Origin of the sequence: Flavobacterium sp., from assembly GCF_050696275.1 — a bacterium.
In the GTDB taxonomy this organism is placed as follows: Bacteria; Bacteroidota; Bacteroidia; order Flavobacteriales; family Flavobacteriaceae; genus Flavobacterium.
On record NZ_JBOGUT010000013.1, the window covers coordinates 1 to 21,891 of the forward strand.

The 21,891-nt window shown below is 35.9% G+C and carries 20 protein-coding genes; 8 read left to right on the top strand and 12 right to left on the bottom strand.

Annotated elements, in window-relative coordinates:
* Positions 1-127: 127 nt before the first annotated feature.
* From carB to rpmH, 3 genes are all read right to left on the bottom strand, one after another.
* Complete coding sequence (carB, locus tag ACRDEC_RS08285) at positions 128-2,980, bottom strand: carbamoyl-phosphate synthase large subunit (RefSeq protein WP_431497867.1); 2,853 nt, start codon at positions 2,978-2,980, stop codon at positions 128-130.
* Positions 2,981-3,023: 43 nt separating this feature from the next.
* Positions 3,024-3,860, bottom strand: a complete 837-nt coding sequence (locus ACRDEC_RS08290; RefSeq protein ID WP_431497868.1) for a GNAT family N-acetyltransferase — start codon at positions 3,858-3,860, stop codon at positions 3,024-3,026.
* Positions 3,861-4,039: 179 nt separating this feature from the next.
* Positions 4,040-4,201 carry a 50S ribosomal protein L34 gene (rpmH, locus tag ACRDEC_RS08295; protein ID WP_007136275.1) on the bottom strand — a complete coding sequence of 54 codons (162 nt, stop codon included), beginning with the start codon at positions 4,199-4,201 and terminating at the stop codon, positions 4,040-4,042.
* Positions 4,202-4,358: 157 nt separating this feature from the next.
* Between rpmH and ACRDEC_RS08300 the strand changes: the two genes are divergently transcribed.
* Positions 4,359-4,874, top strand: a complete 516-nt coding sequence (locus ACRDEC_RS08300; RefSeq protein ID WP_431497869.1) for a DUF2892 domain-containing protein — start codon at positions 4,359-4,361, stop codon at positions 4,872-4,874.
* A gap of 160 nt (positions 4,875-5,034) precedes the next feature.
* A complete protein-coding gene (locus ACRDEC_RS08305; RefSeq protein ID WP_431497870.1) occupies positions 5,035-5,730 on the top strand; it encodes a TlpA family protein disulfide reductase in 696 nt (231 codons plus the stop codon).
* A gap of 4 nt (positions 5,731-5,734) precedes the next feature.
* Here ACRDEC_RS08305 and ACRDEC_RS08310 read toward each other — a convergent pair whose 3' ends face one another.
* The 3 genes from ACRDEC_RS08310 to ACRDEC_RS08320 are packed head-to-tail and all read right to left on the bottom strand — an operon-like array spanning position 5,735 to position 7,698.
* On the bottom strand, positions 5,735-6,103 hold the full coding sequence (locus ACRDEC_RS08310) for a sulfite exporter TauE/SafE family protein (RefSeq protein ID WP_431497871.1): 369 nt from the start codon (positions 6,101-6,103) through the stop codon (positions 5,735-5,737).
* Between the two features lie 10 nt (positions 6,104-6,113).
* On the bottom strand, positions 6,114-7,001 hold the full coding sequence (locus ACRDEC_RS08315; protein ID WP_431497872.1) for a lytic transglycosylase domain-containing protein: 888 nt from the start codon (positions 6,999-7,001) through the stop codon (positions 6,114-6,116).
* A 40-nt stretch (positions 7,002-7,041) separates the two neighbouring features.
* Positions 7,042-7,698: an alpha/beta hydrolase gene (locus ACRDEC_RS08320; RefSeq protein ID WP_431497873.1), complete on the bottom strand. Its 657-nt coding sequence runs from the start codon at positions 7,696-7,698 to the stop codon at positions 7,042-7,044.
* Positions 7,699-7,805: 107 nt separating this feature from the next.
* Here ACRDEC_RS08320 and ACRDEC_RS08325 point away from each other — a divergent pair, with 107 nt between their 5' ends.
* Positions 7,806-8,090 carry a GNAT family N-acetyltransferase gene (locus ACRDEC_RS08325; RefSeq protein WP_431497874.1) on the top strand — a complete coding sequence of 95 codons (285 nt, stop codon included), beginning with the start codon at positions 7,806-7,808 and terminating at the stop codon, positions 8,088-8,090.
* Positions 8,091-8,157: 67 nt separating this feature from the next.
* Positions 8,158-8,499, top strand: coding sequence for a hypothetical protein (locus ACRDEC_RS08330; protein WP_431497875.1), 342 nt, complete (start codon positions 8,158-8,160; stop codon positions 8,497-8,499).
* On the opposite strand, the gene mtaB is transcribed toward ACRDEC_RS08330, so the two are convergent.
* The 4 genes from mtaB to ACRDEC_RS08350 form a co-directional block, all read right to left on the bottom strand.
* Positions 8,496-9,824 (bottom strand): tRNA (N(6)-L-threonylcarbamoyladenosine(37)-C(2))-methylthiotransferase MtaB, encoded by a 1,329-nt coding sequence (mtaB, locus tag ACRDEC_RS08335; protein ID WP_431497876.1) that lies wholly within the window; start codon positions 9,822-9,824, stop codon positions 8,496-8,498. The two genes, ACRDEC_RS08330 and mtaB, sit on opposite strands and share 4 nt — an antisense overlap.
* A gap of 467 nt (positions 9,825-10,291) precedes the next feature.
* Complete coding sequence (gene aspA / locus ACRDEC_RS08340; RefSeq protein WP_431497877.1) at positions 10,292-11,689, bottom strand: aspartate ammonia-lyase; 1,398 nt, start codon at positions 11,687-11,689, stop codon at positions 10,292-10,294.
* A gap of 87 nt (positions 11,690-11,776) precedes the next feature.
* A complete protein-coding gene (locus ACRDEC_RS08345) occupies positions 11,777-12,952 on the bottom strand; it encodes a GlmU family protein (RefSeq protein WP_431497878.1) in 1,176 nt (391 codons plus the stop codon).
* A 138-nt stretch (positions 12,953-13,090) separates the two neighbouring features.
* Positions 13,091-13,342 carry a type B 50S ribosomal protein L31 gene (locus tag ACRDEC_RS08350; RefSeq protein WP_431497879.1) on the bottom strand — a complete coding sequence of 84 codons (252 nt, stop codon included), beginning with the start codon at positions 13,340-13,342 and terminating at the stop codon, positions 13,091-13,093.
* 221 nt (positions 13,343-13,563) lie between these two features.
* Between ACRDEC_RS08350 and ACRDEC_RS08355 the strand changes: the two genes are divergently transcribed.
* Genes ACRDEC_RS08355 through ACRDEC_RS08370 form a run of 4 tightly spaced genes read left to right on the top strand, consistent with a single transcriptional unit; the run spans position 13,564 to position 18,653 of the window.
* Positions 13,564-14,103, top strand: coding sequence for a DUF4199 domain-containing protein (locus ACRDEC_RS08355; protein WP_431497880.1), 540 nt, complete (start codon positions 13,564-13,566; stop codon positions 14,101-14,103).
* A gap of 4 nt (positions 14,104-14,107) precedes the next feature.
* Positions 14,108-15,064, top strand: a complete 957-nt coding sequence (locus tag ACRDEC_RS08360; RefSeq protein WP_431497881.1) for a glycosyltransferase family 2 protein — start codon at positions 14,108-14,110, stop codon at positions 15,062-15,064.
* Between the two features lie 31 nt (positions 15,065-15,095).
* Complete coding sequence (locus ACRDEC_RS08365) at positions 15,096-16,823, top strand: phospho-sugar mutase (RefSeq protein WP_431497882.1); 1,728 nt, start codon at positions 15,096-15,098, stop codon at positions 16,821-16,823.
* Positions 16,824-18,653 carry an ABC transporter ATP-binding protein gene (locus ACRDEC_RS08370; protein ID WP_431497883.1) on the top strand — a complete coding sequence of 610 codons (1,830 nt, stop codon included), beginning with the start codon at positions 16,824-16,826 and terminating at the stop codon, positions 18,651-18,653.
* A gap of 24 nt (positions 18,654-18,677) precedes the next feature.
* Here the strand turns inward: ACRDEC_RS08370 and ACRDEC_RS08375 are convergent, their stop codons facing one another.
* Together ACRDEC_RS08375 and ACRDEC_RS08380 are read right to left on the bottom strand one after the other, a co-directional pair.
* Positions 18,678-19,394: a hypothetical protein gene (locus ACRDEC_RS08375; RefSeq protein ID WP_431497884.1), complete on the bottom strand. Its 717-nt coding sequence runs from the start codon at positions 19,392-19,394 to the stop codon at positions 18,678-18,680.
* A 36-nt stretch (positions 19,395-19,430) separates the two neighbouring features.
* Entirely contained in the window at positions 19,431-21,890 is a 2,460-nt protein-coding gene (locus ACRDEC_RS08380) for a TonB-dependent receptor (RefSeq protein ID WP_431497885.1), read from the bottom strand.
* Position 21,891 lies beyond the last annotated feature (1 nt).

Sequence of the window (21,891 nt, forward strand, 5' to 3'; positions counted from 1 at the left end):
TTCAACAACTAATTTTACACATTCAAGCTTTAATGCAAAATTATACTTGACTTTTCTTTCCATAAAAATACCCCCAAATAGTGTCTAACTTTTTGGGGGCAGTGCAAATTTAAATTGGGGCTTTTTTTTATTTAGTCAAGTACATTTTTCTTCTGGAATACAATTCGTAGAATTGATCGTCTTTTAAATCATCAATAAAAAGGATACTTTCTCCTGTACTTTTCATTTCAGGTCCCAAAGCTTTATTTACATTCGGAAATTTGCTGAAAGAGAAAACAGGTTGCTTGATAGCATATCCTTTCAATTGCGGGTTGAAAGTAAAATCGGTTACTTTATTTTCACCCAGCATTACTTTTGTTGCATAATTAACATACGGTTCGCCATACGCTTTTGCGATAAACGGCACTGTTCTGGAAGCTCTTGGATTGGCTTCGATGATGTAAACCGTATCGTCTTTGATAGCAAACTGAATATTGATTAAACCTACGGTTCGTAAAGCCAAAGCAATTTTCTTCGTATGATCCTTAATTTGCTGCATGACAAATTCTCCTAAATTAAATGGAGGCAATGTTGCATTACTATCCCCTGAATGGACACCGCAAGGTTCGATATGTTCCATAATGCCTATGATGTACACATTTTCACCGTCACAGATTGCATCTGCTTCCGCTTCAATTGCTCCGTCAAGATAATGATCCAATAATAATTTATTCCCCGGAATACTCTTCAGTAAATCGATTACGTGTTCTTCCAATTCCGGTTTGTTAATCACGATTTTCATTCCTTGTCCACCCAAAACGTACGAAGGACGAACCAACAAAGGAAAATCTAAGGTATCTGCTAATTTTGATGCTTCTTCAGCACTTTCAGCAATACCGAATTTCGGGAATGGAATATTCAATTCGGTCAGTAACTCGGAGAAACGTCCTCTGTCTTCGGCTAAATCCAAAGCATCAAAACTTGTTCCCAGTATCTTTATTCCGTATTTTGAAAGCTTTTCAGCCAGTTTAAGAGCCGTTTGACCTCCTAACTGCACAATCACACCTTCCGGTTTTTCGTGACGTATAATGTCGTAGATATGTTCCCAGAATACAGGTTCGAAGTATAATTTATCAGCCGTATCGAAATCGGTTGAAACCGTCTCCGGGTTACAGTTGATCATGATGGTTTCGTAACCACATTCTTTGGCAGCCAAAACACCGTGAACACAAGAATAATCAAACTCGATTCCCTGCCCTATTCTATTTGGTCCTGAACCCAAAACCACTACTTTCTTTTTAGGAGTAACAATACTTTCGTTAGAAACATATCGCTCGCCGTTTGCCGTTTCGATTTCTGCTTCAAAAGTTGAGTAATAATAAGGGGTTAATGCCTTAAACTCAGCAGCACAAGTATCCACCAGTTTATACACACGATTGATATTTTTCTCATCACGCAATTTGTATACCTGACTTTCCAGACAACCCATCATGTGACCAATCTGCCTGTCGGCGAAACCTTTTTGCTTTGCTTCCAAGAGTAAGTCTTTCGGCAAAGTATCGATTGAATATTTTGAAATTTCTTTTTCTAAAGCGTATAATTCTTCGTATTGCTTCAGGAACCACATGTCAATTCTTGTAATTTCATGAATTCTTGACAATGGAATTCCCATTGCAATCGCGTCATAAATCACGAAAACCCTGTCCCAGCTTGCGTAAGTCAGTTTTTCGATAATTTGCTCGTAGTTTTTATATCCTTTTCCGTCAGCTCCTAATCCGTTTCTTTTGATTTCCAAAGATTGAGTGGCTTTGTGTAACGCTTCCTGGAACGAACGCCCGATTCCCATAACTTCACCAACCGATTTCATCTGCAATCCTAAAGTTCTGTCAGAACCTTCAAATTTATCAAAGTTCCAACGTGGGATTTTCACAATAACGTAATCCAGAGTTGGTTCAAACAATGCTGAAGTTAACTTCGTGATTTGATTTTGAAGTTCATCCAAATGATACCCTAAAGCTAATTTAGTGGCAATTTTTGCGATTGGGTAACCCGTTGCTTTTGAGGCTAAAGCCGATGAACGCGATACGCGGGGATTGATTTCAATAGCTACAATATCTTCCTTATCATCAGGAGAAACAGCAAACTGCACGTTACAGCCTCCAGCAAAATTACCAATACTGCGCATCATCAGAATGGCCATATCACGCATTTTTTGGAATGTTGTGTCTGATAAAGTCATCGCTGGCGCCACTGTGATTGAATCTCCGGTATGAATACCCATTGGATCCATATTTTCGATAGTACATATAATAACTACGTTATCGTTTTTATCGCGAAGTAATTCCAGTTCGTATTCTTTCCATCCCAATAAAGCTTTATCAATTAAGACTTCGTGGATTGGAGACGCTTCTAAACCATACGTTAAGGCGGCATCGAAATCTTCTTTTTTATGCACAAACGCCGCTCCGGTTCCTCCTAAAGTAAACGAAGGTCGGATTACAAGCGGAAAACCAAACTTCTGAGCAATCTCTTTTCCTTTTAAGAAAGAGGTTGCCGTTTCTGCCGGTGCAGTTGGCACGTCTATTTTTTGAAGCAATTGTTTGAATTGCTCTCTGTCTTCGGTAATATTAATGGCATTGATATCGACACCAATTAATTTTACTCCGAAATCCTGCCAAATTCCTTTTTCATCCGCTTCCAGGCAAAGATTTAACGCTGTTTGTCCTCCCATTGTAGGCAAGACAGCATCGATTTGCGGATGCGCTTTCAGAATTTCGATAATTGATTTTGTCGTAAGCGGTTTTAGATAGACATGATCAGCCATAGTTGGATCCGTCATGATAGTCGCCGGATTTGAATTAATCAAAATCACTTCGATTCCTTCTTCTCTTAGCGAACGGGCTGATTGCGAACCTGCATAATCAAATTCGCAGGCTTGTCCGATTACGATTGGTCCTGAACCTATGATTAAAACCGATTTAATTGAATTGTCTTTTGGCATTGTGTAGTTATTGTTGTTTATTAATTATTATGCGTTTTTAATTTTAAATGGCGAGTGTCATTTCGTATTGTCTGATAAACATTCCTAAACCATTTGATTGCAGGAACTTTGCAGTTGCAATGGCACTATTGTCGACGTTTATGATCGTAACCGGCATAGTATCTTCCGAAATGATATAATCCAGAAGCTGTTTGCCCAAACCTTTCCTTCTATTCTCTTTGTTTACTGCAAACTGATGAATTCTTTTGGTAATCGGATTGAAAATAAGATATCCCATTAAATCCTTCTGATCGTAAATTCCGATGGAAACATTCGTTTGAAACAGATTCTCGACAGCTGTTATTGAATTTTGCCATGATGGTTTGCAATCCCAAAATTGTTGCAGCTGATTCCAGTCGTACTCTTTCAAAGGATGGATGTTTGTACTATCGGTTCCTTTTTTATTTAAATTCCCTTTATAACAACCTAACTCCCGGCTTACCTGAAACCCTAATTTTTCATAGGTGTGCTTTGCAGCAGTATTTTCAGTCAGTACTTCCAATTGAATTTGGCTGAAATTCTTTCTTTTAAGCTCCGGGATAATGAAATCGTACAGCTTTCTCGTAATACCTTGTCCTCTGCTCTCCGGGATTACTCCGGTTCCGGCATTATAAGCCGTGTTTTTTCCATCAATTACATCTTTACCATGAAGGATAACACCTATTAATTTGTCTTCTTCAAAGGCTCCGACAGAAAGTGACAAATCGATACTGTCGCTTATAATCTTATTTTTAAATTGTTCTTCTGAAAGTTTAAAAGGGAGAATGTAGTCCGAAAAAGACAGATTAAAAGTATCAAGAATTTGATTAATACCGACATTTTCTAATGTGCCAATTGTCATTTAAACTTATTTTAGATTAATTTTCTTCCTTAACCATTCTAAAATTGAGGATATAAAAATAAAAAGTTCGTTGCTAAAAGCTTACTATTATTTCAAAAACTTATGCTTTTTTTTGAACATGATATAAAAAAAAGGCGATACTAATAGTAACGCCTTTTAATATGTTCAACAGTCAAACATTATTTTTTGTGTCTTGGTTCACAAGAAACAGTTAATTTATGTCTTCCTTTTGCTCTTCTACGAGCAAGCACTTTTCTTCCATTCGCAGAAGCCATTCTGTCCATAAAACCGTGCTTATTTCTTCTTTTTCTTTTCGATGGTTGAAACGTTCTCTTACTCATAACTTTGTATCTTTAAAATCTTATATAATATCTTTGTTTTGGGTTGCTTAAAAACCGAGTGCAAATATACAACCATTTTTTTTTCTTGCAAGTGGTTTTATAAAAATAATTTTAAATCGTTTTACTATATTTGCAATTCATTATAAAAAAACAAAATATGTTTCATAGAAATATTAAACTCGTAATAGCTGCATTGTTAGTAATTGCTGGTGTTTGGCAGTTTACCGAAAGTAATATAGGCAATGGTATTTTTTTAATTTTATTAGCAGTAATTCCTGTTTTTCTTTACTTTAAGAACGAATATATTCTTTTGGCCTTCTTAAAATTGAGAAAACAAGACTTTGAAGGAGCAAAAAACTGGTTGGATAAAATAAAAAATCCGGAAACAGCCTTAATTCAAAAACAACAAGGTTATTATAATTACCTTCATGGACTGATGCTTTCACAAACCAATCTGACGCAAGCAGAAAAATACTTCAAAAAAGCGATTAGTTTAGGCTTGAGCATGGATCAGGATCTGGCTCTTGCCAAATTAAATCTAGCTGGGATAGCAATGAGCAGAAGAAGAAAAATTGAAGCAACAAATCTGTTAAACGAAGCTAAGAAATTAGACAAACAAAACATGCTGAAAGATCAGATTAAAATGATGAAAGACCAGATGAAAAAAATCTAGTTCAACAACACAATATTCCTACAAAAGCCACGTTTTTAACGTGGCTTTTTTTGTTATTTTAAGCATGTCATCGGAAATAACACACCATTCATCGAAATAAGAAACACTGTTGATTATCAACACGATAGATTTATATCTTTGCAACATAAACGCATTGACTATGAGAAAAATTTACTTACTATTTATGCTTTTCACCTTTTGTTTTTTTGGTTATGGCCAAGAGAACGGGTCGGGTTTTGCCAGTGCCGTAAGACAACATTTAAAAAAGTACAATGTCCAATCGGATTTGGCATTTGAAAATAAAGATTGGCAAAAAGGTCAGATTTTATTTGATTCTCTGGTTTCCAATTATCTGATCGGAACAACCTTTGAAGACTACACTTTAAAGAGTTTTGAAAAAAGAAAGGTCAAACTCAGCAGCTTTAAAAAACCGCTTTTCATCCTGACTTATGCTTCCTGGTGCATTCCAAGCAAAGGAGAAATTCCGGCATTAAACAAATTGGCTCAAAAATACAGCAAGGATGTGAAATTTGTAATTCTGTTTTGGGATAAAAAACATAATGTAAAAAAAATAGCCCGTAAATTCCACCATAACATCACCATATGTTATGCTCACGAAACGTACAAAAATGACGCTAATATTGTTTCGAATTTGAAACATACATTAGGATTCCCTACATCTTATTTTTTAGATCAGGATTTAAAAGTGGTCAACATAAAACGTGGCGGTGCACAACCTGACAATAAAAGCACTTATGTAAAAGCATACACTATGAATTACAATGCTTTCAGAGAAGGTTTGGGTAGCCTGCTTATTGAAAAAAATATTACCGACGAGCAGCTAACAACAAATTAGCCGTTTATTTTTCCAGCAACATTTTTCCGGCCATAATAATAAGAACAATGCTAAAAATCTTTTTTAGCATTTTTTGGTCTAGGTTTACAGCAAACTTACTGCCAAAATAACTGCCTACAACAAAGAAAATAGCAATGACAATAGCAAATTTCCAATTGATATACCCTTCTTTATAATAATTAAAAACAGCAATTGCCGTCACAGGCGCCAATAGCACGGCTAAACTCGTTCCCTGAGCCTGATGTTGCGAAAATCCAACCAGCAAAACCAATAGCGGAACCATTATTATACCACCTCCAACACCAACTAATCCGCTTAGCATTCCAGCCAAAAGACCTATTATTATTAATGATGCAATGGTTGCTGTAGTCATATTTTTCATTTTAGTTATATCCTTTTAACGGAATTTCTATAGTGTATTTCTTTTTGTTCGGATTGTCTAATTTTTTATCACGCAACCATGGATTATGGTACTTCAGGATTTTATAATTGATTCCCTGCGTTTTTGCAAACGATGCTAAATCTGTAATAGCACTGTCTACTTCAATTTTTCTGGTTGGCAAATTTTCATATAATTCGGTTTTCGGAATAGCAAACCCATATTTTACGGGGTTTTTCATAATTTCTTTCAACGCTAAAATCCTAAAAACATACCTTGCCGTTTCTTCTGTTAACAGTAAATCATAATAATCATTCACCTGCTGAAATTCTATTTGCTTTGCAATGCCATTCATACCTCCATTATACGAAGCCGCAGCCAGTGTCCAGGAACCAAATTTTTCTTTTGCCGAAAGGAAATATTTACAGGCAGCTTCAGTTGCTTTTTCAAGATGATAACGTTCATCAACCGTTTCCGTAACTTCCAGCTTTTTCTCTTTTGCCGTATCAGGCATAAATTGCCAAACTCCACGAGCTCCTGAACCCGAAACAGCATTAAGAAGAGAGCTTTCAATTACGGCCAGGTATTTAAAATCATCCGGGACATTATTTTTTGCCAAAATAGGCTCAATAATAGGAAATGCTTTGTTGGCTCTTTTTATAATCAGAATTGTTGAGGAATGCAAATTTTCATTAACCAGCAACTCTCTATCCATTCTTTCTTTGACATCGTAAATATGCAATGGTGCTTTTTCACCTGCAAAATCAATTGAATCCGGCAGCGTTGTCAAAGACGTTGCGTTTAATCCTTTATGAACTGTTGTCGCGTTAATCAATATACTACTTACTCCAATTATTGAAATAAGGAATGCTATTTTCTTAATCATTTTCATGTGCTTTTCTTTAAAAATGTAAAAATAGTAAATGCTAACCCTATTTCAGAATGATTTCCGGTAAATTGCTGTTAAACCATCTAAACCTGTTGAGAATCATCAAATGAGTACCTCCATTAATTTTAATACAATCCTTAATATTCTTAATTGGAAAAACCTCATCCGCGTCACCATGAATATGAATTACGTTTTCATCTATTGTTGTTCTGCTCCAATTCAGGACGTTTTCAATTGCCCAATCCAAATACTTTTTATCGTTAACGGAAAGATATGTTTTGTACAGCTCCAGACGTTTTTTAATCAGATCTCCCTGACCGTATTTTAATAAAAATTCAAGATGGGAAATCCAGCTGGTAGGAATGAGTTTGTATGCTTTTGTATTCTTGGCCAACTTCATTCGCAACGGAAATTCCTCATTGCATTTCACACTTGATATAATGATTATTTTTCTGAACTGCATTATTTTTGACATTTCCTGAACCAAAATACCTCCAAAAGAAACACCAATCAGGATTGCATTTTCATGCTGTATTTTGGCAGTCATTCTTTTGGCGTAATGCTCCAATGTTTCTTTAGGTTCCGGCAAAAACCACTCTAAAAAATGCGCTTCAAAAAGCTTTTCAGGCAATTTTATCCTTTCAAAAATTTTTGGACTGGCAGCCATTCCCGGCATAAAATAGACATGGACTTTATTCATTATTTAACTCTTTTAATAGCAAAGCCGGTTAATTATTCTTAATTTTGCATAAAAATAATTTATTTGATTGACTTGTCTCCATGGTCAATATTATTTTTTTAAAAAATATGGAAATCAAAGACAATACTTTTTCTAGACAGTTCGAAGCTTTAGCTGACGGAAAGCTGATTACGGTTGAATATTCTTTTCAGGAAAAGAAAATATTCTTAACAAGGATGAGCGTTCCTGAAAATTTTGACAACGAAGAATTCATCTCCGACTTTCTAAAAGACATCATGGCCATTGCTATTGAAAGAAAATTAAAAGTAGTCCCAATCTTACCAAAAATAGCTGCTTTTTTCAAGAAGAACCCAACTTATAAAGAATTACTCCCGCCGGGAATCAGAATATAAATTAAAAAGCCGTTTCAAAAATGAAACGGCTTTTTTGTTTTTTCGAAAAAACATATATCTTTATTCCATGAGTTCAGAAGAAACAAATCACAAAATCATCGAGTTTTTTGAAAACGTAGAAAAATATTACGGATGCAGAACCGAAATCACGGAGGGCTTGACCGGAGATTCCACTAACTTTGATGTGGATCACACCACTTGGAATCTGTCGGAGTTTACCTTAATTCGTTCTGCGTATCGAAACAATGGCGGTAAATTCATGTTAGAAGGCGACACTATGTATTATGAAATAGATGCTACTTCAATCATCCGACTTGAAGAACCCGGTCGTAATAAATTTGAATTTATAGAACAATATAGCGAAAATGTATTTCGGATTACGAAAATCAGGTTTCACTATAAGTACTAAACCTCAACACTCAAAAACTCCATTCGCACACTACCGTCATCATCAATTCTTGTCAGATTAATATCGTGCAGGGTATTGACTAATTCCGGATTCCAGGGCGTTTTTACTTTGACATAATTTTCCGTAAATCCGTGAATATACCCTTCTTTGTTCTCGCCTTCAAACAAAACAGTTCTGTCAGTTCCTAATTGACTTTCATAGAAGGCTCGGCGTTTTTTAACCGATAAACCGCGCAGCATTTTGCTTCGTTTCGCCCGAACATTTCCAGGAACGACTCCTTCCATCGTTGCAGCTTCTGTGTTATCTCTTTCAGAATACGTAAAAACGTGCAAATACGAAATATCCAATTCGTTTAAAAAATTATAGGTTTCCAGAAACAATTCGTCTGTTTCACCTGGAAAACCAACAATAACATCTACACCAACACAAGCATGAGGCATTACTTCGCGAATTTTAGCTACTCTGTCAAAATACAATTCACGCAGGTAACGGCGTTTCATTTTTTTCAGGATTGTATTGCTTCCTGATTGCAGTGGAATATGGAAGTGCGGGACAAAAGTTCTGCTTTTGGAAACAAAGTCAATCGTTTCGTTTTTTAATAAGTTGGGCTCAATTGAAGATATTCTCAAACGTTCAATTCCTTCTACTTTGTCCAAACTCTGAACCAATTCGTAAAAAGTATGCTCGTGTTTTTTATTTCCAAACTCTCCTTTTCCGTAATCCCCGATATTCACACCGGTAAGTACAATTTCTTTAATGCCTTGTTGTGAAATTTCTTTGGCGTTTTTTAGGACATTATCCATCGTATCACTACGTGAAATACCACGAGCAAGCGGAATAGTACAATACGTACATTTGTAATCACATCCGTCCTGCACTTTCAAAAACGCACGGGTTCTGTCTCCAATCGAGTAACTTCCCACATAAAAATCCGCTTCTTCAATTTCGCAGGAATGCACTTCGCCCATATCGTTTTTGGACAAATCATTAATATAATCCGTGATTTTGAATTTTTCTGTTGCGCCTAAAACCAAATCCACACCATCAACATCTGCTAATTCCTCCGGTTTCAACTGTGCATAACAACCTACGGCAGCGACAAAAGCCTTATCATTCAGCTTCATGGCTTTTTTTACAATCTGCTTGAACTGCTTATCAGCATTTTCGGTTACAGAGCAGGTATTGATAACATAAATATCAGCAACCTCTTCAAAATCGACACGGTCAAAACCCTCTTCCTGAAAGTTTCTTGCAATGGTTGATGTTTCTGAAAAATTCAGTTTGCAACCCAAGGTATAAAAAGCAACTTTTTTCTTGTTCTCCATAAAAATCCTTAATCAATGAAATCGTTGTCAAAAAATTAAGTCCGCAAATTTAAGCACAAAAATCGGTTTGAAAAAATTAATAAAAACTTATATATCAATAATTTACCCAATACAAACAAAGCCAACCTCACGTATTACGTCTCAATCTCCAATGACCACGTTACTTAACGGGGCAAACGGGGTCCCGGACATCATTGACCACGTCATACCACGTGGTCAATGACGTTACAGACGTGGTAAACGAGGTTATGAACGTGGTTTTTGGCGTTCCGAACGTCATCAGGCACGTCCCTTAACGTGGTTTTTGACGTCCCGGACGTGGTAAATGAGGTTGCGAACGTGGAAAGATACGTTACTCAACGTGGTTTTTGACGTTCCGAACGCCATCAGACACGTCACCTAACGTGGTAGTTGGAGTCCAGAACGTCATAAACGGAGTCCAGAACGTGGTCATTAGGGTTTTGGGTTTACTTAATTGCTTTGGGAGCCAGCATATTTTCCGGATTTAGAATATCGTCCAGTTGCTCTTTGGATAGAATCTCATGTTCTAATACCAAATTGTACACACTTTTGCCGGTTTCCAAGGCTTCTTTGGCAATTTTTGTACTGTTTTTATACCCGATATACGGATTTAAAGCGGTCACAATACCAATGCTATGCAATACCATTTCGCGGCAATGCTCCTCGTTTGCTGTAATTCCATCAATACATTTTGTACGCAAAGTATCCATTCCGTTAGCCAATAAAGTCATTGATTCCATGATAGCATAAGTCAATACCGGCTCCATTACGTTCAGTTGTAATTGCCCTGCTTCGGCAGCCATCGTAACGGTCAGATCATTTCCGATAACCCGATAACAAACCTGATTCATTACTTCCGGAATTACAGGATTTACTTTCCCTGGCATGATAGAAGAACCCGGTTGCATTGGCGGTAAATTGATTTCATTAAACCCGCATCTTGGACCTGAAGAAAGCAATCTCAAATCGTTGCATATTTTAGAAATTTTAATGGCCATCCGTTTCAATGCCGATGAATAAATCACATAAGATCCCGTATCCGGTGTCGCTTCAATTAAATTAGGAGCAGAAACTATGGCTAATCCTGTTACTTTTGCTAAATTCTCAGCACACATTTTGGCATAACCCGGAGCTGCATTTAATCCGGTTCCGATGGCAGTTGCTCCCATATTGGTTTCCAGAAACAAATTAGAATTCTGTGTCAATCGGTCAATTTCTTCTTCCAAAGTAGCTGCAAAAGCTTCAAATTCCTGCCCTAAAGTCATAGGAACCGCATCTTGTAATTGCGTTCTTCCCATTTTTAAAACATGTTTGAACTCTTCTCCTTTTTTTCGGAAAGACTGAATTAAGTCCTTAAGATGCACAATCAGCTTCATATTCGAATGAATTCCCGCAATCCGGATAGAAGTCGGATAGGCATCGTTTGTAGATTGGGATAAATTGACATGGTCATTTGGCGAACAATACTGGTATTCTCCCTTTTGATATCCCATAAGTTCCAAGGCACGATTGGCTAAAACTTCATTAATATTCATATTGGTTGACGTCCCTGCTCCTCCCTGAATCATATCGATTGGAAATTCTTTATCGAATTTACCCGAGATAACTTCTTTAGCTGCTGCTACAATTGCATTTTTTAGTTTTTCATCTAACAATCCTAATTGGAAATTAGTTTCGGCAGCGGCCCACTTTACATAGGCCAACCCTTTGATAAATTCCGGATACTGATACAGTTTTACTCCTGAAATATGAAAATTATCGATAGCTCTCTGAGTCTGGATTCCGTAGTAAGCAGCAGCAGGAACCTGCAAATCTCCTAATAAATCGTTTTCTGTTCTGTACATGATTTTCAAAAATTTAGAGAATAAATTTACAAAAAAAACCACGACTGCTTTTACAATCGTGGTGTTATAATTTGCTTAAAGTTTAAGCTATTCCTTTCTCCATTTTTTGGTTTCTTCAAAAACATGCTCTAAGATCTTCGCATCTTCTTCTGAAAATTCGACATGACGGCGAGACATTACCACTTTAGCAACTTCAAAAGCTTTTTTAGTGAGATAGGTTGTAAAACCCGAAGCACCACCCCAAGAAAAACTTGGTACAAAGTTGCGTGGAAATCCACTACCGAAAATATTAGCACTTACACCTACTACTGTTCCTGTATTGAACATCGTGTTAATGCCGCATTTACTGTGATCACCCATCATTAAACCGCAGAACTGTAATCCGGTTTTAGCAAAACCTTCTGTTTCATAGCTCCACAATTTTACTTCTTCATAATTATTTTTCAAATTGGAATTGTTACTGTCGGCACCAATGTTACACCATTCTCCTAAAACAGAATTCCCAAGAAAACCATCATGACCTTTGTTTGAATACCCAAAAAGAACCGAATTATTAACTTCGCCTCCAATTCTACAGTGAGGACCAACAGTTGTTGCGCCGTATACTTTAGTTGCCAGTTTGACCTGAGCCTCTTCACATAATGCGAATGGCCCTCGAATAACTGACCCTTCCATAATTTCAGCATTTTTTCCAATGTAAATTGGTCCTGTTGAAGCATTTAGTGTTACAAACTCTAACTTCGCTCCTTCTTCAATAAAAATATTTTCCGAAGAAAGCACATTAACACTTTTTGGAATCGGCTGAGAGCTTCTTCCTTCGGTTATTAATTCAAAATCTTCCCGCAACGCCGCATCATTCTTAGCAAAAATATCCCAGGTATGTTCTATTTTAATACAATCTTCATTGAATTCGATAATTTCGTACGTATCAAAATCGACTTCCTCCTGAGTATCATTAGTATAAAAAGCCACAACCTCGTCCCCATGAAAAATGGCTTGATTCGCTTCCAGGCTACTTACCATTTCGGATAAAATTTCATTTGGCAAAAACGAAGCATTAATCATAACATTGTCTTCCATTTCAACCATTGGAAATTTATCCATTAAGTATTCTTCAGTCAAAGTCGTTGTGGTATAACCCAAATGTTTCTCCCATTTTTCACGAATGGTGAGAATTCCAATACGGATATCGGCAACTGGACGTGTAAACGTAAAAGGAAGTAACGCATTGCGGACAGTTCCATCAAAAAGTATATAGTTCATTTTTTAAGTATTATTTCATACCGTTCGGCTTCGCCTTGGGTCTAAGTTGAGAGTACCAAAGTTACAAAGTTTTCGGACAGATTAAAATAAAAAAAGCCTCTCGGAATGGAGAGGCTTTTGTATAGGATAAAACAGCTATTATTTGCTGAATTTAGCGTATTTGTTTTTGAATTTATCAATACGTCCTGCAGTATCGATAAGTTTAGATTTACCTGTGTAGAAAGGGTGAGAAGTTCTAGAAATCTCCATTTTGTACACTGGGTATTCAACACCTTCGTGAGTAATAGTTTCTTTAGTTTCAACTGTAGATTTAGTAACAAAAACATCGTCATTTGACATGTCTTTGAAAGCAACTAATCTGTAATTTTCCGGGTGAATTCCTTTTTTCATGATAAATCTTTTTATTAATGGCTACCTTAGGTCTTGATGCTTTTTTATTTCAAAAAGGTATCAACTGACAGTAACTTTTTGTTTTAACTTTATTATTTTAGGGTGCAAATGTACAACTATTTTTTTAAAATCAAATGATTAAGTAACTTTTTTTGAAACACAAAGACTAATCGTAGATACAGTAGAATTCTTATATTTGTACATTAATTTAAAACCTGATAATGGAAAATCAAAAATCAACTTCAAAGCCGCAAATTGAATTTGGGCTTTTTTACGGACTTGCAATGGTACTGTCATTTGTAATTATTTATGTCTTAAATGTTGACCCGTTTGAAAACCCTTTAATTGGAACATTAAGCAGTGTTTTCAGTTATTTATTATTTCCAATAGTTTTCATATACATGGGAATCAACGCTTTCAAGAAAAAAAATCAAGGTTTTGCTTCTTTAGGAGAATGTCTGAAAACAGGTGTAACCATTGCTTTTATTGCTGCTTTACTGCTTGCCGTTTTTAATGTTGCTTTTAATTATGTTTTCCCTGAATACATAGAAGAAATTTTAAATCAGACCAAAAAAGTCATGCTGAAACAAAACCCAAGCATGACAAGCGATCAGATAGAAACAGCCCTTTCTATAACAAAAAAATTCTCGTCACCAGTATTTTCTGTTCCAATAACATTATTAATGTTTTCTTTTCTGGGATTGATTTATTCGTTAATTATTGGTTTAATAGTTAGAAAAGACCGTCCACAATTTAATTAATTACATGAATATTTCCGTTATAATTCCTTTACTCAACGAACAAGAATCGTTGCCTGAATTAACATCATGGATTACTAAAGTCATGAATGCGAATAATTTCTCTTATGAAGTTATTTTTATTGATGATGGAAGTACTGATGATTCCTGGCAGACTATACAGCAATTATCAGACGAAAATCCAAACATAAAAGGCATTCGTTTTTTAAGAAATTATGGAAAATCACAAGCATTACACGCTGGTTTTGCCAAAGCCGAAGGTGAAGTAATTATCACCATGGATGCTGATTTACAAGATAGTCCTGATGAAATTCCCGGTTTATTTTCTATGATTACTCAAGAAAATTATGATTTGGTTTCAGGATGGAAGAAGAAACGTTATGACTCGGTTGTTGCAAAAAACCTGCCTTCTAAATTATTCAATTGGGCTGCCAGAAAAACTTCCGGCGTGGAATTGAATGATTTCAATTGCGGACTTAAAGCCTATAAAAATATAGTCATTAAAAACATAGAAGTTTCAGGCGAAATGCACCGTTACATTCCTGTTTTGGCCAAAAACGCCGGATTTTCAAAGATTGGAGAAAAAGTAGTACTTCACCAAGCCCGAAAATATGGCGAATCTAAATTTGGAATGAGCCGTTTTATCAATGGCTTTCTGGATTTAATTACCATTTGGTTTTTATCAAAGTATGGCAAAAGGCCTATGCACTTATTTGGCGCTTTTGGCGTTTTAATGTTTATTATTGGATTCCTTTCCACTTTTTTAATTATCGGGTTAAAATTATTCAGGCTATATTCAGGCTATGAAACCATATTAGTAACCAGCAATCCTTTGTTTTATATTGCATTGACAGCAATGATCATAGGAACACAATTATTTTTAGCCGGATTTTTAGGAGAAATCATTTTAAGGACTAAAAACAACGAAGAAAGGTATAAAATTTCAACCGAAATAAACCTTTAGGACATTCAACCTGTACTTTTAAATTAAGAAAATGCACATCGAACAACATATTTTAGATCAGGTAAATATTTGGTTAACACCAACATTTGATGATAAAACGCAGGAAGCAATCAAAGAAATGATGACTTCTTCTCCTAAAGAACTGGAAGACAGTTTTTATAAAAACCTGGAATTCGGAACCGGAGGAATGAGAGGTGTCATGGGTGTAGGAACTAACCGTATCAATAAATATACTCTAGGGAAAAACACTCAGGGATTATCCGATTATTTAAAAAAATCATTCCCTAACGAACAACTCAAAGTTGCCATTGCTTACGACTGCCGTCATAACAGCAATACATTGGCAAAAGTAGTTGCTGACGTATTTTCAGCAAATGGGATTAAAGTGTATCTGTTTTCAGATATGCGCCCCACTCCCGAACTTTCGTTTACTGTAAAACATTTAAACTGTCACGCAGGAATCGTTTTAACCGCGTCACACAATCCGCCGGAATATAACGGTTATAAAGTATATTGGCAAGACGGAGGCCAACTCGTACCACCACAGGATAACGAAATTATTCAGGTTATCGAAGCCTTGAACTATGACCAAATCAAATTTGAAGCAAAAGAGGATCTAATCGAATACATTGATACAGAAATAGACGAAGCTTTTGCACAATCTACTATTGAAAATGCCGGTTTTAATACTTCGGCTGCAGCCAAAGAAAACTTAAAAATCGTTTATACGTCATTACATGGAACTTCTATAAAATCGATTCCGAATATTTTGGCAAAAGCAGGATATACAAATGTAAATATTGTTGCTGAACAAGCCGAACCTAATGGCGATTTCCCAACCGTAAAATCACCAAATCCGGAAGAGCCCGAAGCATTGACCATGGCTTTGGCTTTGGCAGAAAAAACAAACGGGGATATTGTTATTGGAACGGATCCCGATTCGGACCGACTGGGTGTTGCTGTTCGCGATAATGATGGAAAAATGATTCTCCTTAACGGAAATCAAAGCATGGTTGTCATGACACATTTTCTGCTTCAGCAATGGAAAAAGCAAGGAAAACTAACTGGTACAGAATTTGTTGGTTCAACAATTGTTTCAACACCGATGATGCTAGAACTGGCTTCCGGCTATGGAGTAGAATGCAAAGTAGGATTGACCGGTTTTAAATGGATTGCCAAAATGATTAAGGATTTTCCAAACCAAAAATTTATTGGCGGCGGAGAAGAAAGTTTTGGTTTTATGGTTGGCGATGCAGTTCGCGATAAAGATGCGGTAGCTGCTACACTTCTGGTTTGCGAAATGGCGGCTTTAGCCAAAGAAAAAGGAAGCACTTTATACCAAGAGTTGCTTCAAATGTATGTCGATTATGGTTTTTATAAAGAGCATTTAATTTCTATTACAAAAAAAGGAATTGAAGGTGCCAACGAAATCAAACAAATGATGGTTGATCTTCGTGAAAAACCTTTAAAAGAAATCAATGGCGAAAGAGTCGTTATGATTGAAGATTATCAAAATGCGACTGCCAGAAATCTTTTTACGGATGAAGTCAGTACTTTAAATATTCCAAAATCAAATGTATTGATATATTATCTGGAAGACGGAAGTAAAATTTGTGCCAGACCAAGTGGAACGGAACCAAAGATTAAATTTTACTTTAGCGTGAATTGTGCTATTGAAAATACGAATGAAGTCCCGGAAGCTGAAATTTACTTAGACAACAAAATAAAAAACATTATTGCTGAAATGCAATTGAACTAAATGAACAGTACTTTTTTTAAAATATTACGTTACGCGTTACCTTACAAAAGATTTGCATTTTTAAATGTCTTTTTCAACATTTTATATGCCATTTTTAACACGTTATCATTCGTAATGCTGATACCGATGTTGAATGTGATGTTTGACAAAACCAAAAAAGTCACAATTGAGCCTGTATACACTGGATTTACAAGCCTTCCCGCCTATTCCAAAGACTATATTGATTATATTGTCACCAAAACAAGTGACGAAAAAGGCCCTCAATTTTCGCTTTTACTGATGATAGTTTTAGTAATAACGATGTTTTTACTGAAAAATCTTTTTAATTATCTGGCGATGTATTACGTTACTTTTTTGCGTAATGGTACTTTAAAGGATTTGCGTCTTGCCTTGTATGATAAAGTAATTCACCTTCCGCTTTCCTTTTATTCTGAAAAAAGAAAAGGAGATGTTATGGTTCGTTTGACCAATGATGTTGGAGAGGTTCAATTTTCATTTTTATCCATTCTTGAAATCATCGTCAAAGAACCGTTAACTATCGTTTTCACGATAGTTTCCATGTTTTACATCAGTACAAAATTAACTTTGTTTGTGTTTTTCTTCATTCCGTTGTCAGGTTTTTTAATATCGCTGGTTGGGAAAAGTTTAAAACGAAAATCGAATCGGGTTCAACAGGAATCGGGAATTTTCTTATCTATCCTTGATGAAACATTAAGTGGCTTAAAAGTCATTAAAAGTTATAATGCCGAACCTAATTTTCAAGGGAAATTTACACAGTCTGCTCAAAATCTGTACAGATTCTCTAACAGCTTGGTCAACAGAAATAATTTATCAACACCGATAAGTGAATTTTTAGGAATTGTTGTTATTGCAACCCTGTTGTGGTTTGGTGGAAATATGGTGCTAATTGAAAAAACATTGGAAGGAACTGCCTTTATTGCTTATATGGGATTGGCTTACGGTATTTTAACTCCGGCAAAAGCAATTTCAAAAGCTTCCTATACTTTAAAAGGAGCTATGGCGGCGGCAGATAGAGTTCTTGAAATTTTAGGACAGAAAAATGAAATTACTTCCAAAGAAAATGCGATTCTAAAAAATACTTTTGAAGATAAGGTTGAAATTAAAAACATCAACTTCCGTTATGAAGAAGAAAATGTACTGAAAAACTTTTCTATTGAAGTTCCTAAAGGAAAAACCATTGCACTTGTAGGACAATCCGGCAGCGGAAAAAGTACTATTGCCAATCTACTGACACGCTTTTATGACGTCCAGGAAGGAACTATAAAAATAGACAATATTGACATCAAAGATATGAATCTGCAGTCTCTTCGCGGTTTGATGGGATTGGTTACACAGGATTCGATACTTTTTAATGATACTATCAAAAACAATATCCTTTTAGGAAAAGAAAACGCTACGGACGAAGAAATCATTGAAGCCTTAAAAATCGCCAATGCTTATGAATTTGTAAAAGATTTGCCTTTGGGTATCGAAACCAATATTGGTGATTCCGGAAATAAATTATCCGGTGGTCAAAAACAACGATTGTCTATTGCTCGTGCTGTTTTGAAAAACCCTCCGATTATGATTTTGGATGAAGCAACTTCGGCATTAGATACTGAAAGTGAAAAATTCGTTCAGGTTGCATTGGAAAACATGATGCAAAACAGAACCTCAATCGTAATTGCACACCGATTATCAACCATTCAAAAGGCAGATAATATCATAGTGATGCAAAAAGGAGAAATCGTTGAACAGGGAACTCACGAAGAACTCTTAGCATTAAAAGGAACCTACAACAAATTAGTTATGATGCAGTCATTTGAATAATGCAACGTACTTATTTCAAAAAAATTATCCGATTGGAGAGTAATCTTCTACTTTCCAATCTTTAGATAATAAGTTTACATAATGGTAATGCACTTTATCATTTTTATCAAAAGCTCCATTTTTATTAATATCTTCAATAGTTCTGAAGTACATTCTGTTTTGGACTTCAACAATATTCCAATCAATTAACTCTTGTAATTCTCCGGAAAGTTTGGTGAATTTTGCACCACTAAACTCACTGATATAAAGCGATTTTATATCATTTACATCAATCTTACCATCTTTATTTGTATCTGAATCAACCAAAGAATAAACTAAAATTTGCCTCTTGGTTTTTGCAGCAATCAGATTTAGAAAAGTGGCAGTCTGAATTTGAATCTTCTTATCAGTTAACGGTCTTAAAGCCGTGGAATCAATATGCTGAAATTTTATATTTTCAAAATAGCCGGTTAATTCAAATCGGTTATAATTAGACAACGCGTAACTTACGGAATTCGTCTTACTGGATCCGTAACTTCCATTTACTTCCGAAACACGAACATCACCTATAGCGTGAAGCAGGTATCTTGTCCCTTCCATATGAATAGGCAAATCGGCAATTTCAATTTCTTCAGTCGTTTTTTTAACAGGCTCGGCTACTGTTTTGGTATCTTCATAAATCACCTTTGGTTTTTCCTTATTTTGGCAGCTGGCAATTAAAACCAACAATGGAAAAATAGTATATATAGGGAATTTTTTCATGTCTCAGAATTTATATCAAATATAAGATTTTTTGAATTACAACTTCATATTCAGTTTTAAACTAAAAACACGGGTAGTCAAATAATTAGGAACCCCATATTGAGATTTTGTATATACATCCCTAACCCAGGTATTTGTAATGGCATTTTGATTATTAAATAAATTAAATATCTCCAACCCTAATGATAGTTCTTTGAATTTTTTTAACCAATTTCCTTCTTCTTTAGCTCTGGCTCTGTCTGTAAAAACATAGGAGAAACCAGCATCCGCACGACGGTAGTCACGCAAACGAAATTGATAGTCATACGGATCTGCGTAAGAAGGCGAACCTCCCGGCAATCCTGTATTGTAAACTAAGTTCAGGTACATTTTACACGCTGGAATATTTGGAATGTAGTCTTGAAAAAGAATTCCGAATTTTAATCTTTGGTCTGTAGGCCTGGCAATATATCCTTTGTTTTCAATATTTTCTTCCGTTTTAAGATAACCGAAACTCAGCCAAGACTCCGTGCCGGGAACGAACTCTCCATTTAACCTTAAATCGAGTCCTTGTGCATAAGCTTTCGCATTATTATCGGCTTCATATCGAATCCTGACATTATCTAGAGTGTACGGATTGACATCGGTTAATGATTTATAATAAATTTCAGAAACCAATTTAAATGGTCTTTCCCACATTTTGAAACTATAATCGTTTCCTAAAACAATATGCACCGATTGTTGGGCTTTTACATTTGGCCTTACCTTTCCTTGCGAATCCCTTAATTCTCTGTAAAAGGGCGGCTGGTGATACAATCCTCCCGAAATCCTGAAAAGCATGTCTTTTTCCCAATCAGGTTTTATAGCAAATTGCGCTCTAGGGCTAAAAGTAGTCTGCGCTTTACCATCGATATTATCACCGCTTACCTGCCATTGGTGAGCTCTTATTCCAATATTGGTAAAAATATCATTATTTCCCCATCGTGAACGTCGGTTCCATTGTACGTACCCGGAAAACCTGTCAATATTAGCATAATTTACCGCTCTTAAATTACTATAAGGCACTAATGGTCCAACATAAGGATTATAAGGCTGTTCGTTAATTGGCAAATCAATAATCGGAGGATTTAATGAAAAACCCGCAGAATCAATTACCTCCCACTCTCTCAGTCTGTCACGGATATCTTCACGTGTGTATTTAATTCCCCATTCAATCTGATTGTCGTCCTTTTTATGAGATCCTTTGACTTCTGCATTTATAATTAAAGCATCCAAATCGTTTCTGGCATGGCTTAACTGAGAACCGATGGCTTGTGAAAAATTAACATCACCAAAAGTTTCAGAGCCTAAATTTGAATCCACTTCACCCAAACGGTATTGGGCCAGGATATCAAAATATTCCTGTTCCATGGTATGGTAAGCTGAAGCAATAAATTTCAGATTAAAATTATCGTTTACAGCATAAGACGATTTAAAAGCACCAAAAAAAGTAGTATATCTGTCTTTTTCCTGTCCTTCATAAACAACCAAAAGCGCAATAGGTTCGCTAAGCGTTCCAAAATTAGTCTGACGCGATAATGGTCTGTAATCGTATTTATTTTGAGAAATGTTTCCTAAAAAACTAAGTTGTAACTTCGTGTTTGGCGTAAAAGTGACATACGATTGAACATCCGCAAAACGAGGTCTGAAATTGGTTTCCGTTTGTTGACTATTTACCAGCAAACTATTGTCACGATATCTGACACCGGTAATGGTAGTCCATTTTTGATTGTTTGAAGCTGTTTCAACTGCTAGACTTCCGCCGAGGAAACTCGCTTCAAGTGCAGCCCCAAATTTCGTAGGACGACGGTATGTGATATCTAAAACCGAAGACAATTTGTCTCCGTATTTCGCTTGAAAACCTCCTGCAGAAAAATCAATATTCTGAACCATGTCCGTATTCGTAAAGCTCAATCCCTCTTGTTGTCCGGAACGCACTAAAAAAGGACGATAGACTTCAATTTCGTTCACATAGACTAAATTCTCATCATAATTACCCCCACGAACAGCATATTGCGTACTCAATTCGTTGTTAAAATTAACTCCGGGTAATGTTTTCAGGATATTTTCGACCCCGGCATTGGCTCCGGGAATCAATCGGACAGTTTTAGGTGAAATAGTAGTTACTCCTTCAACCCTTTTGTTTCTGTTATTTGTGATTACTACCTCGCCTATTTGCTCAACATTGCTTTTAAGGATAATATTAAATTCATAATCTTCATTTGGCTTTAATTCCAAAGAAACTACCGCTGCTTTAAGCGAGAGATGTGAAAATTTTAAATTCGATTTTACGTTGGCCGGAATAGTCAGAATATAAAACCCATTAGCATTTGATATGGTTTTCTTTTCCTGAAAAGTAATATTTGCATTTTCTACCGGTTGGTTGTTTTCGTCAAGTATGATCCCTTTAACCCTTGCTGTCTGAGCAAATGAAAATAAAGAAAAGACAAAAAATAATAGTGTGAATTTGGTTTTCAAA